Genomic DNA, 15412 nt, shown 5'->3' with positions numbered 1-15412 from the left:
GGAAAGTTCAGCCATTCCGCAGCTCTCAGTTCTTGAGCTGTATGGGCATTACAAGGAATATGAAGCTTTCGCCTTCGAGAGGAAGTATCTCGATGACCTTCATTGCGCCGTTGAAGCGAATGCGCACCTTGTCGCCCTCCGCAGCACGGAGCGCCTCCAGAATGAGCTTGTTATTGAAGCCGATAGTAACGGTCTCGCCCGAAATATCAGCGGAAATAGCGTCGTTTATCTTACCGATGCCTGTCTTGCAGCTTATCTTCATTACGCCGTTGCCGACCTCGCAGCGGATAGGCGACTTGTTCTTGTCATCTATAAGCAGCGAGCAGCGCTCAAGACAGGTGGAGAAATCCCTCTTGCTGATGATGACCTCTGTCTTGCAGCCGCTGGGGATACTGAGCTTGTAGTTATGGAAAACGCCTTCGAGAAGTCTGGATATAACGAAAACGTTGCCTATCTCGAAGATGATGTGTCTGTCGTTGGTGCAGACTGTGCAGAGCTTTTCATCGTCGTCGTCCTTGATAAGTGTAGACACCTCAAGGAGAGCCTTTTTCGGAACTACGAAGTGATATTTCTCTGCACAGTCGGTGAGCTCGCTTCTGATAGCGAGTCTGAAACCGTCTATAGCTACCATATTGAAGCTTCCCTCCTCGATGTCGAAGAGCTCACCTGTGAGAACAGGCTTGCTCTCATTGAGAGAAGCAGCATAGCTGGTCATATTTATCATGGATTTGAGTATGCTCTGCTTTACGGAGAAGCTTCTTGCGGAGTCTACCTTGGGAAGCTCGGGATACTCGTTTGCTGACATTGCAGGGAAGCTGCACTCGGTAGCGCTGCATGAGATGGTGATGACGAGGTTCTCGTCAATATCGAAGGTTATCTCGTCTCCCGACATACGTCTTGTGAACTCGCTGAAAAGTCTTGCGCTTACCACGAATTCTCCCTCGCCATCGGTGTTTGCGCTGATAGAGGTGCGGATACCCATTTCAAGGTTATAGGCTGTGAGCTCAACGCTTCCCTCTGATACGCGTACCTTTATACCCTCAAGAGCGGGAATGGTGGATTTCTGTGAAACAGCTCTTGAGACATTACCGATAGCCTCGCTGATCTCTGTTTTATTGCAGATGAATTTCATTATATAAGCCTCCGTATTATCTTGGCTGTGATAAGATAAGCTAAGATAAGAATAAATATTATTGTTGTTGTTATTGTGTCGGTGGAAAAGTTGGAACAGGCGTTTTTTGAAGATATACGCCGAACAGCTCGTCCACAGAGCGCTGTTGTGAAATTTTGGAATTTTTGGAAAAGCTCAGAGCCTGTCCGTTTTTGTGTGAAAAAGGTTGAGCATTGTGGAGTTGAAAAGGAAAAAAAGTTGAGAAAAATGTGGAAAGGGGGATTTTGAAATATTTTTAAGCTGAAAATTTCACAATGGTGTTAAGTGTTGAAAGTTGTCCCTGTTGAAATGAGATCCGGCATCACCGTCCGGCAAAGACGGAGTATCATTTTTGTATCGGGGATTAATTCAGAGGACTGTCTCTGAATTAGTTTTAAACTCACTGTTGAAAACTCTGTTGAATGAGCAGTTTTCAACATTTTAAACGTTGACTCAGATCTTGCTCTTGTCCTTGATGTTCTTGATTATATCGTTGACAAGGTTCTTGAGGTTAGAGTCCTTTTCCATTGACTCGGTAACGCTGGTGACTGAGTAAACGATGGTTGAGTGGTCTCTGCCGCCGAACTCAGTACCGATGGAAGCAAGGGGCATCTGAGTGATCTCACGGACAACGTAGATAGCCACCTTACGGGCTGTAGAGATCTGTGCGGAGCGCTTGCTTGAGCGGAGATCCTCGGGAGATACGCCGTATACCGTGGATACCTCTGAGATGATCTTCTCGACGGTGATGGGGATAGGCTGCTCGTCTGTGAGGACATCGCGGATAACGCTCTGAGCCATTGATATGGTTATGGGGCTTCCTGCGAAGTGGTTGAGAGCCTTGAGGCGGACAACTGCGCCCTCAAGCTGTCTGATATTGGATTTCAGGCGGTTAGCCATGAATTCCGCGACCTCGCTGGGCATCTTGAGCTCAAGGAGCTCGGATTTTCTGTTGATGATAGCAAGTCTTGTCTCATAGTCGGGGTCTGAGATGTCTGCGATGAGACCGCCCTCGAAACGTGTACGGAGACGCTCCTCAAGAGTAACCAGTTCCTTGGGGGGCTTATCCGATGTGATAACGATCTGCTTGCCCTCCTGGTGGAGCTTATAGAAGGTATGGAAGAATTCCTCCTGCATACGTTCCTTGCCGGAGAAGAACTGTATATCGTCGATGAGGAGTATATCCGCATTCCTGTACTTATTGTGGAAGTCAGAGAGACTGCTCTTGTTGATGGCGTTTACAAGGTCGCTTCCGAAGGTCTCGCTGGTGACATAGACGATGTTGAAGTCGGGGTGATTTTTTCTTACCTCGTTGGCAATAGCGGTGATGAGGTGGGTCTTGCCCATTCCCGAATGACCGTAGATGAACAGGGGGTTATAGTCGGGAATATCCTTGTTTCCGCAGTTGTTTGCCACTGATTTACAGCAGGCAAGGGCAAATTCGTTTGAACGGCCCTCGATGAAGGTATCGAAGGTGTAATCGTAATTTGCAAATTTATAGGACTGCTCAAGCTCGGCGTGCTTCTGCTCAAGCTCGGCGTCCGTGGGAACCTTTATTTTTTCGGGCTCGTCGGATTCAACATTGATGGTGATATTGACATTGAGTCCGAGAACGTTGAAGAATGCGTCCTTGACAGCATTGGCATATGAGTTCATTACAATATTTTTCTGGAAATCAGTCTGCACGCTGAAAATAGCCTCGGATCCGTTGAAATCAACAGGCACCAGCGGATCTATCCATGTCTTGATGCCTATTTCCGGTATAGTTCCGTTTTCGAGACAGTAGCTCTTTACCTTCTCAAAAACCTCGACAAATGAATTCATAATAACCTCCGAATGTATGTAAGTATAGTTGGAGAAAAAATGACCGTACTCTCCTATTAATAATATATAAGACAATTATACCATAACGGGTGGAAAAAAGCAAGTAGATTTCCTTGGTAAAGAGATAGAAAATAACCCTTCTTTCCACACACAAATTGACATATTGTTGAAAACTGTGTTGAAACGCTTGAAAACTCATGGGGAAAACCTGTTTTTTACTGAAAAAACCGTGTCTGAAAATGTTGAAACAGGACGGTTGATAAGAATTTTACTCTTGTTTTTCAAAAAATTCAACGATATATCAGCAATACCGGGTCAGAGCTGTGTCAGCTGTCAAAATCGGACAAAGTGTTGAAATTTCATCTGTTAAGGTTCAGAATATATTGTCAAAAAGACAGAAAATCACCTTCCCGATAAAAAAATTTCGGGAATTGCTTGACAGAAAGGTCTTTTTAATATATAATGATTTAGTGTAATGCAGGGCGAAGTGCCCCTGCGCGTAAATCGCGTCAGTCAGAGCGGTTTTTACGCTCTTGTATACAATTGGCAGAGAGGAGGACACTGAATATGAAAAGAACATATCAGCCTAAGAAGCTCCACAGAAAGAAGGAGCACGGCTTCATGAAGAGAATGGCTACTAAGAACGGCAGAAAGGTTTTAGCTCGTAGAAGATCTAAGGGCAGAGCAAGATTAACTCACTGACGAGGCTGACCACAAAATCTTTATTTTGTGGTCTTTTTTGTTAGGACGGCTTTTACAGGTGCGATTATGCTTTATACGGAAATATTGAACGATAATAAGGACTTCCTCGCCCTGTATAAAAAGGGCAGGTATGCCGCTTCAAAATACTCGGTCATCTATGTCAGACCAAACGGCAGACCATTCAATCGACTGGGTATAACCGCAGGTAAGAAAGTTGGCAACGCTGTCTGCCGCAACAGAGCTAAAAGGCTTATCCGCCTCGCCTACAGGAATAATGAGGTAAAGCTCCCCGTGGGCATGGATATAGTCATAGTTGCAAGGACCGCTATATGCGAGATCAAGTCACAGGAGTACTGCGGCTATATGGAAAAGTACGGAGTCGCCGACATCAACAGGATGTTCCGCAGCTTCGACGGTAATAAAAAGCGGATATGAAATTTCTGATACTGGGGCTGATAAAGTTCTACCGCAGGTTCATATCTCCGCTGTTCCCCCCTAAATGCAAGTATTATCCTACCTGCAGCACCTACGCTCTGGAAGCTGTCAGGCGCTTCGGCGCAGTAAGGGGCTCGGCTCTTGCCGTGTGGAGGATACTCCGCTGTAACCCATGGTCTATGGGCGGCGTGGACCTCGTCCCCGAGAAATTCACCTTCAGGGTGAAAAAATACGACTTCATTGACCCTGACTACGGTGAGGATGAAGACAACAAAAAGATTTAAGAGGGATGAATATTGAACGCACTTTATGATATTATCGGTGTCCCCTTCGGATACCTGATGAGACTTATTTACTCGTTTTGCAATAACTATGCTGTGGCTATAATCATATTCACCATAGTTACAAAGATACTGCTCTTCCCCGTCAGCTATAAGACTCAGAAGGGCGCAGCAAGAATGCAGCTTCTTAACCCGAAGCTGGAAAAGCTCAAGAAAAGCTTCGCCAATAACCCACAGAGACTTCAGGAGGAACAGCAGAAGCTGTATCAGCAGGAGGGCGTAAACCCCATGGGCTCATGCCTCCCTATGTTCATACAGATGTTCCTGCTCTTCGGCGTTATCGACGTTATTTATAAGCCCATAACCCATATCCTTAACATATCCAAGGACGTTATCACAAAGGCTGTAGGTATTGCAGCTGAGAACAGCGACATCAAGGGTCTCAATATGAAGAACCTGAGATGTGAGCTCCTCACTATGGAGAACCTGAGAGACCACGGCGACAAGTACGCTTCTCTCGGCGAGAATTTCCTCTCAAAGGTAAGCGAATTCAATGAGAAGTTCACCATCTTCGGCGCTAACCTTGGCAAGACTCCTACTCTTCACCCCGACAGCTGGACAAAGGAAGCTGTTATCCTTGCAGCTATCCCCTTCCTGGCAGGTCTGGCACAGATGCTGGTATCAGTCTACAGCCAGATCCATCAGAAGAAGACCAACCCTGCTGCTCAGGCAGGCGGCGGCTGTATGACAGTAATGACCTTCGGTATGCCTATCATCTCTATCCTCTTTGCCTTCGGTCTCCCCGCAGGTATCGGATTCTACTGGATATGGTCATCCGTATTCTCATTCCTTATAACCTTTGCGCTTAACTGCTACTTTACTCCCGAGCGTATTACGGCGATAAATGAGAAGGAAAAAGAAAAAGCACGAATTTACGCAGAAAAACATCCGAATAAGAAGACCTTCATGCAGAAAATGATGGAGCAGCAGGCTGCTCTCGATCAGCAGAACAGCGGCTCTTCAGCTTCAGGCAAGGCTAAGGGCATCTCACGTTCCGAGCAGAATAAGCAGAACCGCGACAAGCTCAAGGAAGCAAGACGACGCATGGCTGAAAAATACGGTGATTCTTACGACGATGATGATAATGATGAGGACTAAAGTCCTCAGGGAGGTAAAAGTATGACTGAAATTTTTACAGCAAGATCCGTTGAAGAGGCTAAGGATTTAGCCGCAAAGAAGTTCGGAAAAAAGATCAGTGAGATCAGCTTCGAGATCATCGACGAAGGAAAAAAAGGACTTTTCGGACTGGGCGCCAAGGAAGCAAAGGTAAAGGCGACCGTTGAGACAGCTTCCGCAGCTCAGACAACAGCTCCAAATGCTGAGGCAAAGCCTGTTACCACTGCTCCCGCACCGAAGCCTGCTGAGCCTGTTACAAAGGCTCCCGCAGCAGAGAAGCCCGTTGTTACTACCGAGACAAAGGCAGCTCCCCAGCCCGCTGAAAAGAAGGCAGAGGAAGCTCCCGCAGAGACAAATGCCGCTGAGGATATGGAGGAGGAGGCTTACTCCCTCGATAACTTTACCCTCATCGAGGACGAGGCTCTCATCAATCCAAAGGTAAAGCTGGCTAAGGACTACATCACAAGCATTCTCAGAGCTATGGACGTTGACGCAGAGTTCACCGTTTACCAGAACGAGACAGGCGCTGTCATCAACATCGAAAGCAACAATAACGGTACTATCATCGGAAGACGCGGCGAGACCCTCGACGCTATCCAGTACCTCTGCTCGATCATCGCCAACAAGGGCGACAAGGACTATTACAGGATCACCATTGACTGCCTCGGCTACAGAAGCAAGAGAAAGGAAACTCTTGAGCAGCTGGCTGCTAAGGTTGCCAAGTCTGTTCTCAGAACAGGCAGATCACAGCCCCTTGAGCCTATGAATCCCTATGAGAGAAGAGTTATCCACTCCGCTATCTCAAATATCGAGGGCGTTTCCTCACGCTCTGTGGGCGAAGAGCCTTACAGAAAGATCATCATCTCTTCAAATAATCCCAGAAGAAGCGGCGGACGCCGTGACGACAGACGCGGAGGCGGAAGAAGAAATGACAGAAGAAACGGCGGCGAGAGAAGAAACCGCGACAGAGAGGTAAACATGGAGCGCAGAAGCGTTGACCTCTCAACAAGCTTTGAAAAGGATTACAAGAGACCAAAGCCCGAGGACAGTATCGAGGGCGGTCTCTACGGAAAGATAGAACTTTAATATCTCAAACAACGGCTTAATTGCCGTTGTTTTTTTAGGAAGTGATAAAATGTCGACAATAGCAGCCATTTCGACTCCCAACGCAGTCGGAGGTATAGCAGTCATAAGGATCTCCGGTGAGGAGGCAATAGCTGTTGCGGAGCGTATATTCTCCCCTTACGGTGATAAGAAGGTCGCTGATATGCCCGGGTACACCTGCGCCTACGGTATCGCCCACGACAGCGGAGAGCGACTTGACGACTGTATCCTGACGGTGTTCCGTGCTCCACACAGCTACACAGGCGAGGACGTTGCGGAGCTGTCCTGCCACGGCGGTCTCTATGTCACAAGGAAGATACTCCGCGCGGCTCTTGCTAACGGAGCTGTCAACGCGGAGGCGGGCGAGTTCACCAAGAGGGCTTATCTCAACGGAAAGCTTGACCTGACACAGGCGGAGGCAGTCATGGATATAATCTCCGCCAAGGGGGAGCGTGAGCTTAAAATGGCGGAGAGCCTCCGTGAGGGCGCTGCCTTCAGAAAGGCTGAGAAATGCTCCCAGAAGCTGCTGAAGATACTTGGCGATCTGGCTGCATGGGCTGACTATCCCGAGGAGGATATTCCCGAGGTACGTCCCGAGAACCTTGCTGCGGAGCTGAAAGAGGTCCGCGGTGATCTCAGCTCACTGGTGAAGAACTATGACAGCGGAAGGATACTTCGTGAGGGAGTTGCTACGGCTATCATCGGGCGCCCTAACGTGGGGAAGTCCACGCTGTTCAACTGTCTGAGCGGCTGCGAGAGGAGTATTGTAACCGAGATCGCTGGAACCACCCGTGATGTTATTGAGGAAACTGTCCGCGTGGGTGACATCACTCTCAGGCTCTCAGATACTGCCGGCATTCACAATACAGATGACAGGATCGAGGGTATCGGCATTGAGATGGCTGAAAAGATGATCGATAACTCAGAGTTGTGCATTGCTGTCTTTGACGGAAGCTGTCCGCTCACGGAGGACGATTTGTATTTAATTAATAAAATTAATAATAATAAAACAATTGCCGTCATCAATAAAAATGATGTTGATCAGCTGATAGATACTTCCCTTTTACAGAATAAAATTCAACATATAGTATTTTTATCTGCCAAGGAAAATACAGGTGTGGAGGATCTCCACAGACATATTGAAGAGATATTCAAGCTCAACGAAGCTGATTTTGATACAGTAACAGCTGCAAACGAGAGACAGAAAAAGTGTATCGATAAAGCACTTGAAGGTATTGAAAGTGCTATTTCATCACTTGAAATCGGTGAAATGCTGGACGCTGTCAATGTACTTATAGATGAAGCGGAACAGTCGCTTTTACAGCTTACCGGAAAGAAAGTTACCGACGCTGTAGTTGACGAAGTATTTTCACGCTTCTGTGTAGGAAAGTAATGTTTCATGTGAAACAATGAAGGAGGGATAGATTTGACATACCAGATGGGAGAATTTGACGTCGCAGTTGTAGGTGCAGGTCACGCAGGTGTGGAGGCAGCTCTTGCCTCAGCCCGACTTGGCTGCAAGACTGTGATGTTTACTATATCACTTGATCAGATCGCAAATATGCCATGTAATCCGTCAATCGGCGGAACTGCAAAGGGGCATCTGGTGCGCGAAATAGACGCTTTAGGCGGAGAAATGGGCAAAGCTGCGGACAGCTGCTTCATACAGAGCCGTATGCTCAATCGGGGAAAAGGTCCCGCAGTTCACAGTCTCAGGGTCCAGGCAGATCGTGTCAGATACCATGAATATATGAAAAATGTATGTGAAAATCAAAAAAATCTTTATGTCAAGCAGGCGGAGATCTCTGACATTATTACAGAAGATAATAAAATTGTCGGAGTAAGGACAAGTCTCGGAGCTGAATACAGGGTCAAGGCTGTAATTATTGCTACCGGAACTTATCTTAAAGGTAAGATACATATAGGTGAAGTTTCATATGAAAGCGGTCCTGACGCTGCTTTACCAAGTAAAATGTTGTCAAAAAGTCTTGCAGAAAATGGTGTAGAGCTCCGTAGATTTAAGACCGGAACTCCATGCCGAGTAAACAAGAGAAGTATTAATTTTGATATAATGGAAAAACAAGAAGGAGACGAAAGAATAGTCCCCTTCTCATTTGAAACTGAATCAGAGGGACTTGAGAATAAAGTTAGCTGCTATGTTACATATACAAACAGTAAAACGCACGAAGTTATTCTTGCAAACCTTGACAGATCACCCTTATATTCCGGCAGGATCGAAGGTGTAGGTCCGAGATATTGTCCGTCAATCGAGGACAAAATTGTGAGATTTTCTGACAAGCCGCGACATCAGCTTTTTGTTGAACCCATGGGATTGACAACAGAAGAATACTATTTACAGGGAATGTCATCATCGCTGCCGGAAGACGTACAGCTTGCGTTTTTAAGAACAATAGACGGACTGGAAGACGTAGAGATAATGAGACCGGCTTATGCCATAGAGTACGATTGCTGTAATCCAAATCAGCTTCTTCCTACCCTGGAGTTTAAAAATGTCGAGGGCTTATACGGTGCAGGACAGTTCAATGGAAGCTCAGGATACGAAGAAGCAGGAGCACAAGGTCTCGTTGCCGGTATTAATGCTGCCCTTAAGATAAAAGGTAGAGAGCCCATGATACTTGACAGAGCAAGCTCTTATATCGGTACTCTTGTTGATGATCTGGTCACAAAAGGCTGCTCAGACCCCTATAGAATGATGACTTCACGAAGTGAGTACAGGCTTATTTTAAGGCAGGATAATGCAGATCAGAGGCTTACCCCGATCGGACACAGTCTTGGTTTGATTTCTCACGAAAGGTATGAAAAGCTTCTTGAAAAAGAAAGGCAGACCGCTGAAGAAATCGACAGAGTGTCAAAATTAAACGTATCACCAAGTAATGAGCTGAATTCTTTTCTTGAATCATGTGGAACAAGTCCCCTTTCGACCGGCTGTAAAATGTCTGATCTTATAAGGCGCCCTCAGATTAATTATAACGATCTTGCTCAGTTTGATCCTGATCGTCCTGATCTCTCCTGGGAGGTTTGTGAACAGGTCGAGCTTCAGATCAAATATGAGGGTTATATTGAAAAGCAACTTGCACAGATAGAGCAAATGCGTAAAATGGAGTCGAAAAAGCTCCCGCCCGACATTGACTATTCTCAGATATATGGACTTCGTTTAGAGGCTACTGAAAAACTGAATAAGATCAAACCTTTATCTCTCGGTCAGGCCTCGAGGATTTCAGGCGTTTCACCTGCTGATATTTCCATGCTTGCAGTCTGGCTTATGCACGAGAAAGGAGCTTCAGATGCTACCTGAATTTGAATTATCTTGCTCTGAATTTAAAGCTGCCGGACTTGAGCTTACAAGAGAGCAGTATGACAAACTTGATATATATGCAAAGTTTCTTGTTGAATATAATGAAAAGGTCAATCTTACTGCTATAACAGAGCCAAAAGAAATACTTCGCAAACATTTTATTGACAGTATTATGCTTCTGAAATTTGTCAATATACCGCTAAATTCTTCTCTTATTGATGTAGGTACCGGTGCCGGATTTCCCTCTGTTCCTATTAAGATCTTTCGCCCTGACATCAGACTTACCCTTCTCGACAGCCTTAACAAGCGGATAGATTTTCTTAAACAGCTTTGTGATAAGCTTGAGATCGAGGCTGAATTTATACATGGACGTGCCGAGGATATTTCTAAATTACCTGAATATAGGGAAAAATTCGATTTTTCCTGCGCGAGGGCAGTTGCCAATATGTCACTTTTAAGCGAGTTGTGTATCCCATTTATAAAGATCAACGGTTTATTTGCGGCAATGAAGGGACCTAATGAGGATATTTCCCTCGGAGCTAATGCTGTAGAAATACTTGGCGGAAGTATTGAGACTCAACAGGAATACAAGCTCTTTGACGAAAGCAGAAAGATCGTTGTCGTAAAAAAAATATCGCAGACTCCGCCAAAATATCCAAGAAATAGCAGTCAGATCAAGAAAAAAGCTTTATAATAATGCGTTTATATGTCGCATTGATCGCCATTTTGTTTCAAAATGGCGATTTTTTTGTATGGAAACTATTTCCCGAAGGTGTTAAAATATAAAAAAACACTTGGAGGTAAATATGTCTGGATTTTTGAATTTCACTAAAGAAAAGCTTGTAAATAAGGTAGTTGAGATCGGTATTGACCAGATAATGGCTAATCCCTATCAGCCACGAACAGACTTCACCGAGGATATAACCGCTCTTGCCGAGTCAATTGCGCAGAACGGTATACTACAGCCTTTATCGGTTCGCAAAAAGGACAATATGTATGAGCTTATTGCCGGTGAGCGAAGGCTAAGAGCCGCTAAAATGTGCGGATTTAAGGTAGTTCCCTGTATTGTTTATGACATCAGCGACCGACATTCTGCGGTTCTTGCTCTTGTGGAGAATATTCAGCGTCAGGACTTGTCCTTCTTTGAGGAGGCTGCTGCTATCGAAAAGCTTATCACACACTATGGTATGACTCAGGAGGACGCTGCTGCAAAGCTTGGGAGGGCTCAGAGCACTGTTGCAAATAAACTTCGTCTGTTAAGACTTACTGAGAAGGAGAGGGGACTGATAACCCGCTATGATCTTACCGAGCGTCATGCAAGGGCACTTCTCAGGCTTGGAAGTCCTGAGGACAGGCTTTTTATCCTTGAAAAGATAATTCGCAATAACCTTAATGTGGAGCGTTCAGAGAGGCTTATAGATGAATTTATTGGAAGCGAGAAAAATAAGGTGAGCTACAAGAAACGTTCTGTTGTATTTCAGAATGTAAAGATGTTTGTCAACACTATTAATAAGGCTGTGGAGACTATGCAGGCTGCGGGCATTTCAGCAGACTCCAGAAAGATACAGAGTGAAGATTATATTGAGTACAGGGTAAGGATACCAATACAGAAGAAAAATCAGACCTGAAATTGTTTCACATGAAACATTTTATATGTTTCATGTGTTTTTTTATTTCAAAATGTTTCACATGAAACAATTTTTGAAAAAATCTCTCTTTCGTATTTACAATAGGAGCAAAAAGTGTTATAATAGTATAAGTAAATTCTGAAAGGAAGATAATATGGGCAAGATCATCGCTGTTGCCAACCAGAAGGGCGGCGTCGGAAAGTCAACTACCGTTATCAATATCGCGGCATATCTGGGCTCCAGAGACTTTAAAGTGCTCTGCGTCGACTCCGATCCCCAGGGCAATACAACTACGGGCTTCGGAATAAAGAAAAAATCCGTTCCTGCATCGACTTACGATGTTATAACAGGAAAGACCCGTATTCAGGACGCAATCATACCTACTGAGTTCAAGAATGTATCAATAGTTCCTGCGACAGAGGATCTTGCAGGCTGTGAACTTGAGCTTGCACAGAATGAGAACAGGGTAAACAGACTGAAAATGCAGCTTCTTACCTGCAAGGAGAATTTTGATTATATATTTATTGATTGTCCTCCTGCTCTGGGTACTATTACTATTAATGGTATAGTTGCCTGCGACAGTGTCATCGTTCCTATGTTGGCTGAATTCTATGCACTTGAGGGACTTTCACAGCTGGTGAACACTATTAAAATAGTTAAAAATAATTATAATCCCGCGCTCCAGATCGAGGGTATCCTCTTTACCATGTTTGACGGACGCCTTAATGTGGCTAACGACGTTGTGGCAGAGGTGGAGAAGTACTTCCCCGGCAAGGTGTTCAGCACAAAGGTGCCGAGAAACGTGCGTATATCAGAGGCTCCCAGCCATGGCAAGCCTGTGATGTACTACGACAAAGCGTCAAAGGGCTCGGAAGCATATGAGCTTGTGTGTCATGAGCTGCTGGGCGAGCCTCTGGAGCTGCCTAAAAAGAAGAAGATCTTCTCTTTCAAAAAACATAAGAAAGGAAAACGTTCGTCTTGACGAATGAGGATAAAATATGGCAAAAGGTGGTTTAGGTGCTGGACTTGATACCTTGCTCAGCGATAATAATTTCGATGTGCAGGTAAAAAAGACCCTTCGCACTTCTGAGATAGAGCCTAACAGGGATCAGCCCAGAAAAGCCTTCAGCGACGAAGCTATCACAGCTCTTGCGGACTCAATCCGTGAGCATGGTATGCTTCAGCCTATCGTTGTCAGACCAATTGACACAGGCGGCTACCAGATCGTGGCAGGCGAGAGAAGATGGCGCGCTGCAAGAATGCTGGGTCTGGACGAGGTGCCCGTAAATATCCGTGAGCTTTCGGATCTTGAGACTATGCAGATAGCCATTATCGAGAACCTTCAGCGTGAAAACCTCAATCCCGTCGAAGAAGCTGCCGGATATAACGAGCTTATAGAGAAGTTCGGCATGACTCAGGAAAAGGTAGCAAAGATGGTGGGCAGGTCACGTTCCGCAGTTGCAAATGCTGTGAGACTTCTCTCACTTCCCGAGAGAGTGCTTAAAATGCTTGAAAACGGAGATATATCCGCAGGTCACGCAAGGGCGCTGCTGGGCTTTGAGGACGAGGAAATGCTTATCGCAACAGCTCTCAAGGCTGCTGAGGGCGGTCTGACCGTACGTCAGGTAGAGAAGGCTGCACAGAAGTCTGCGGAACACATCGAAGCTCCCGCAGAGACTTCAAATAAGAAGATAGACAATTACTTCAAGGAAATGGAGCTTTCACTGAATGAGCGCCTTGGCAGAAAGGTCAAGGTGGACTACGGGAAGAACAAGGGCGCCCTCATACTTGAATTTTATGACAAAAATGACCTCGCAGCACTGGCTGAAAAGCTGGCAAAAGAGGAATAAGGAGAATAAATATGATAGATATTAAGCTTATTAGAACCAACCCCGAGCTGGTAAAGGAAAACATCAAGAAGAAGTTCCAGGACGAAAAGCTGGAGCTTGTTGATAAGGTAGTTGCTCTCGATGAGGAGTACAGAAAGACCAAGACAGAGTGCGACAGCCTCCGTAATGTCCGCAAGGTCAGAAGCAAGGAGATCGGCGGATACATGGCTAAGGGCATGAAGGAAGAGGCTGAGAAGGCAAAGGCTGAGGTAACTCAGCTGGGCGACAAGCTTGCTGAGATGGAGGATCTTGAGACAAAGCTTGAGGGCGAGATCAAGGAGATCATGATGGTCATTCCTAACATCATCGACGACAGCGTTCCAATCGGTAAGGATGACTCCGAGAACGTCGAGGTGGAGAGGTTCGGCGAGCCTGCTGTACCGGATTTCGAGGTTCCTTACCACGTTGACATCATGGAAAAGGTCAACGGTATCGACATCGACAGCGCAAGAAGCACCAGCGGTAACGGTTTCTACTACCTCAAGGGCGACATCGCACAGCTCCAGAGCTGTATTCTCTCATATGCAAGAGACTTCATGATCGACAAGGGCTTTACATATTATATCCCGCCCTTTATGATAAGAAGCGCAGTCGTTACAGGCGTTATGAGCTTCGATGACATGGCAAACATGATGTACAAGATCGAGGGCGAGGACCTTTACCTCATCGGTACCTCCGAGCACTCAATGATCGGTAAGTTCATCGACACTATCCTTCCCGAGTCTGAGCTTCCCCAGACACTCACAAGCTACTCTCCCTGCTTCCGTAAGGAGGTTGGCTCAAAGGGTATCGAGGAGCGCGGCGTTTACCGTATCCACCAGTTTGAGAAGCAGGAAATGGTAGTTGTATGTAAGCCCGAGGAGTCTATGGACTGGTTCCACAAGCTTTACAGCTATACAGTTGAGTTCTTCCGCACACTGGATATACCTGTCCGCACACTTGAGTGCTGTTCGGGAGACCTGGCAGATCTGAAGGTAAAGTCCATCGACGTAGAGGCATGGTCACCCCGTCAGAAGAAGTACTTCGAGGTAGGAAGCTGTTCAAACCTTGGCGACGCACAGGCAAGACGTCTTGGCATAAGGATAAAGACCGAGGACGGAAACAAGTACTTCCCTCATACTCTTAACAATACAGTTGTAGCTCCTCCGAGAATGCTCATCGCATTCGTTGAGAACAACCTCAACGAGGACGGTTCTATCCGAATCCCCAAGGCACTCCAGCCTTACATGAGAAAGGATCTCATCAAGGTTCCCGAGAAGAAGTAATGATTATAATGAGCGGTACAGTTTTGCTGTACCGCTTTTTTTATGTGGCAGGGGAGTTACCGGCGGTCGATGTGCTGGTCTCCCCACTTTGCTGCTGTGCAGAGACACATTGTAACAACGCCTACCACCCCGCCGCACATACTGCCTAAAACGAAACCAAACATGAATTTACTCCTTTACTCTCGGTAGCGCACGCTGGCAGCGGAGGCACTCCGCCCGCCAAACATACTGCCTAAAACGAAGCCAAGCATAAATTTACTCCTTTACTTTCAAAACATTTTCCGCGCACATTTATATTATGCTCATTTTTTATCACAATAATCAAAAGCGGAGATGTTGTTCTATATTTTTAATATCATAAATCATAATTTGCCGCTGAGCGAGCGGCGGCGCTAAGACGTCCGTGTATCAACGAAAGGGCAGTTGCTCCTCGACACGGGGAGTGCTTGGGACGCTCATGAACGGGATTCCAAAGGGACTCTGTTCCTTTGGCGGAGTCCAGAGGCGGCGCCTCTGGCAGGGTTCAAGGGGCAGAGCCCCTTATTACGTCAGGCGCCTCGCAAGGGGAGAGGGGAGAGAGCCTGCATATTTTTCTGAAAAACGGCAATAGTAATATTGTACAAAGGTGGTGGAAAACCAACC

General features: G+C 46.0%; 15 protein-coding genes. 12 read left to right on the top strand and 3 right to left on the bottom strand.

Features of this window, described 5'->3' with window-relative positions:
• Positions 1–25: 25 nt before the first annotated feature.
• Together dnaN and dnaA are read right to left on the bottom strand one after the other, a co-directional pair.
• Positions 26–1132 carry a DNA polymerase III subunit beta gene (gene dnaN, locus T488_RS0115145; RefSeq protein WP_028521536.1) on the bottom strand — a complete coding sequence of 369 codons (1107 nt, stop codon included), beginning with the start codon at positions 1130–1132 and terminating at the stop codon, positions 26–28.
• Positions 1133–1603: 471 nt separating this feature from the next.
• A complete protein-coding gene (dnaA, locus tag T488_RS0115140; protein WP_028521535.1) occupies positions 1604–2974 on the bottom strand; it encodes a chromosomal replication initiator protein DnaA in 1371 nt (456 codons plus the stop codon).
• Positions 2975–3541: 567 nt separating this feature from the next.
• On the opposite strand from dnaA, the gene rpmH reads away from it, so the two are divergent.
• The 12 genes from rpmH (at position 3542) to serS (ending at position 14770) form a co-directional block, all read left to right on the top strand.
• The gene (gene rpmH / locus T488_RS0115135) at positions 3542–3676 is read left to right on the top strand and encodes a 50S ribosomal protein L34 (RefSeq protein WP_009986162.1); all 135 of its coding nucleotides are present in this window, start codon (positions 3542–3544) and stop codon (positions 3674–3676) included.
• 66 nt (positions 3677–3742) lie between these two features.
• Entirely contained in the window at positions 3743–4111 is a 369-nt protein-coding gene (gene rnpA, locus T488_RS0115130) for a ribonuclease P protein component (RefSeq protein WP_028521534.1), read from the top strand.
• Positions 4108–4395, top strand: a complete 288-nt coding sequence (gene yidD, locus T488_RS0115125) for a membrane protein insertion efficiency factor YidD (RefSeq protein ID WP_028521533.1) — start codon at positions 4108–4110, stop codon at positions 4393–4395. The genes rnpA and yidD overlap by 4 nt, the downstream gene beginning before the upstream one ends.
• A gap of 12 nt (positions 4396–4407) precedes the next feature.
• The gene (locus tag T488_RS0115120) at positions 4408–5550 is read left to right on the top strand and encodes a YidC/Oxa1 family membrane protein insertase (RefSeq protein ID WP_028521532.1); all 1143 of its coding nucleotides are present in this window, start codon (positions 4408–4410) and stop codon (positions 5548–5550) included.
• 21 nt (positions 5551–5571) lie between these two features.
• Positions 5572–6654: an RNA-binding cell elongation regulator Jag/EloR gene (gene jag, locus T488_RS0115115; protein ID WP_028521531.1), complete on the top strand. Its 1083-nt coding sequence runs from the start codon at positions 5572–5574 to the stop codon at positions 6652–6654.
• A gap of 49 nt (positions 6655–6703) precedes the next feature.
• A complete protein-coding gene (gene mnmE, locus T488_RS0115110; protein ID WP_028521530.1) occupies positions 6704–8065 on the top strand; it encodes a tRNA uridine-5-carboxymethylaminomethyl(34) synthesis GTPase MnmE in 1362 nt (453 codons plus the stop codon).
• Positions 8066–8098: 33 nt separating this feature from the next.
• The gene (gene mnmG / locus T488_RS0115105; RefSeq protein WP_028521529.1) at positions 8099–9988 is read left to right on the top strand and encodes a tRNA uridine-5-carboxymethylaminomethyl(34) synthesis enzyme MnmG; all 1890 of its coding nucleotides are present in this window, start codon (positions 8099–8101) and stop codon (positions 9986–9988) included.
• Positions 9978–10682, top strand: coding sequence for a 16S rRNA (guanine(527)-N(7))-methyltransferase RsmG (rsmG, locus tag T488_RS0115100; protein WP_028521528.1), 705 nt, complete (start codon positions 9978–9980; stop codon positions 10680–10682). Before mnmG ends, rsmG begins: the two co-directional genes overlap by 11 nt.
• A gap of 112 nt (positions 10683–10794) precedes the next feature.
• Positions 10795–11616, top strand: a complete 822-nt coding sequence (locus T488_RS0115095) for a ParB/RepB/Spo0J family partition protein (RefSeq protein WP_028521527.1) — start codon at positions 10795–10797, stop codon at positions 11614–11616.
• Positions 11617–11770: 154 nt separating this feature from the next.
• Positions 11771–12598 carry a ParA family protein gene (locus T488_RS0115090; RefSeq protein ID WP_028521526.1) on the top strand — a complete coding sequence of 276 codons (828 nt, stop codon included), beginning with the start codon at positions 11771–11773 and terminating at the stop codon, positions 12596–12598.
• 16 nt (positions 12599–12614) lie between these two features.
• Positions 12615–13466, top strand: coding sequence for a ParB/RepB/Spo0J family partition protein (locus T488_RS0115085; protein ID WP_028521525.1), 852 nt, complete (start codon positions 12615–12617; stop codon positions 13464–13466).
• An 11-nt stretch (positions 13467–13477) separates the two neighbouring features.
• The gene (gene serS, locus T488_RS0115080) at positions 13478–14770 is read left to right on the top strand and encodes a serine--tRNA ligase (RefSeq protein ID WP_028521524.1); all 1293 of its coding nucleotides are present in this window, start codon (positions 13478–13480) and stop codon (positions 14768–14770) included.
• Between the two features lie 56 nt (positions 14771–14826).
• On the opposite strand, the gene T488_RS19430 is transcribed toward serS, so the two are convergent.
• Complete coding sequence (locus T488_RS19430) at positions 14827–14934, bottom strand: DUF3789 domain-containing protein (RefSeq protein ID WP_082320559.1); 108 nt, start codon at positions 14932–14934, stop codon at positions 14827–14829.
• Positions 14935–15412 lie beyond the last annotated feature (478 nt).

Origin of the sequence: Ruminococcus flavefaciens ND2009 (assembly GCF_000621785.1) — a bacterium.
Classification (GTDB): domain Bacteria; phylum Bacillota; class Clostridia; order Oscillospirales; family Ruminococcaceae; genus Ruminococcus; species Ruminococcus flavefaciens_C.
Note: the sequence above shows the minus strand (reverse complement) of the source record. Positions and strands in the feature narration are given on the sequence as shown.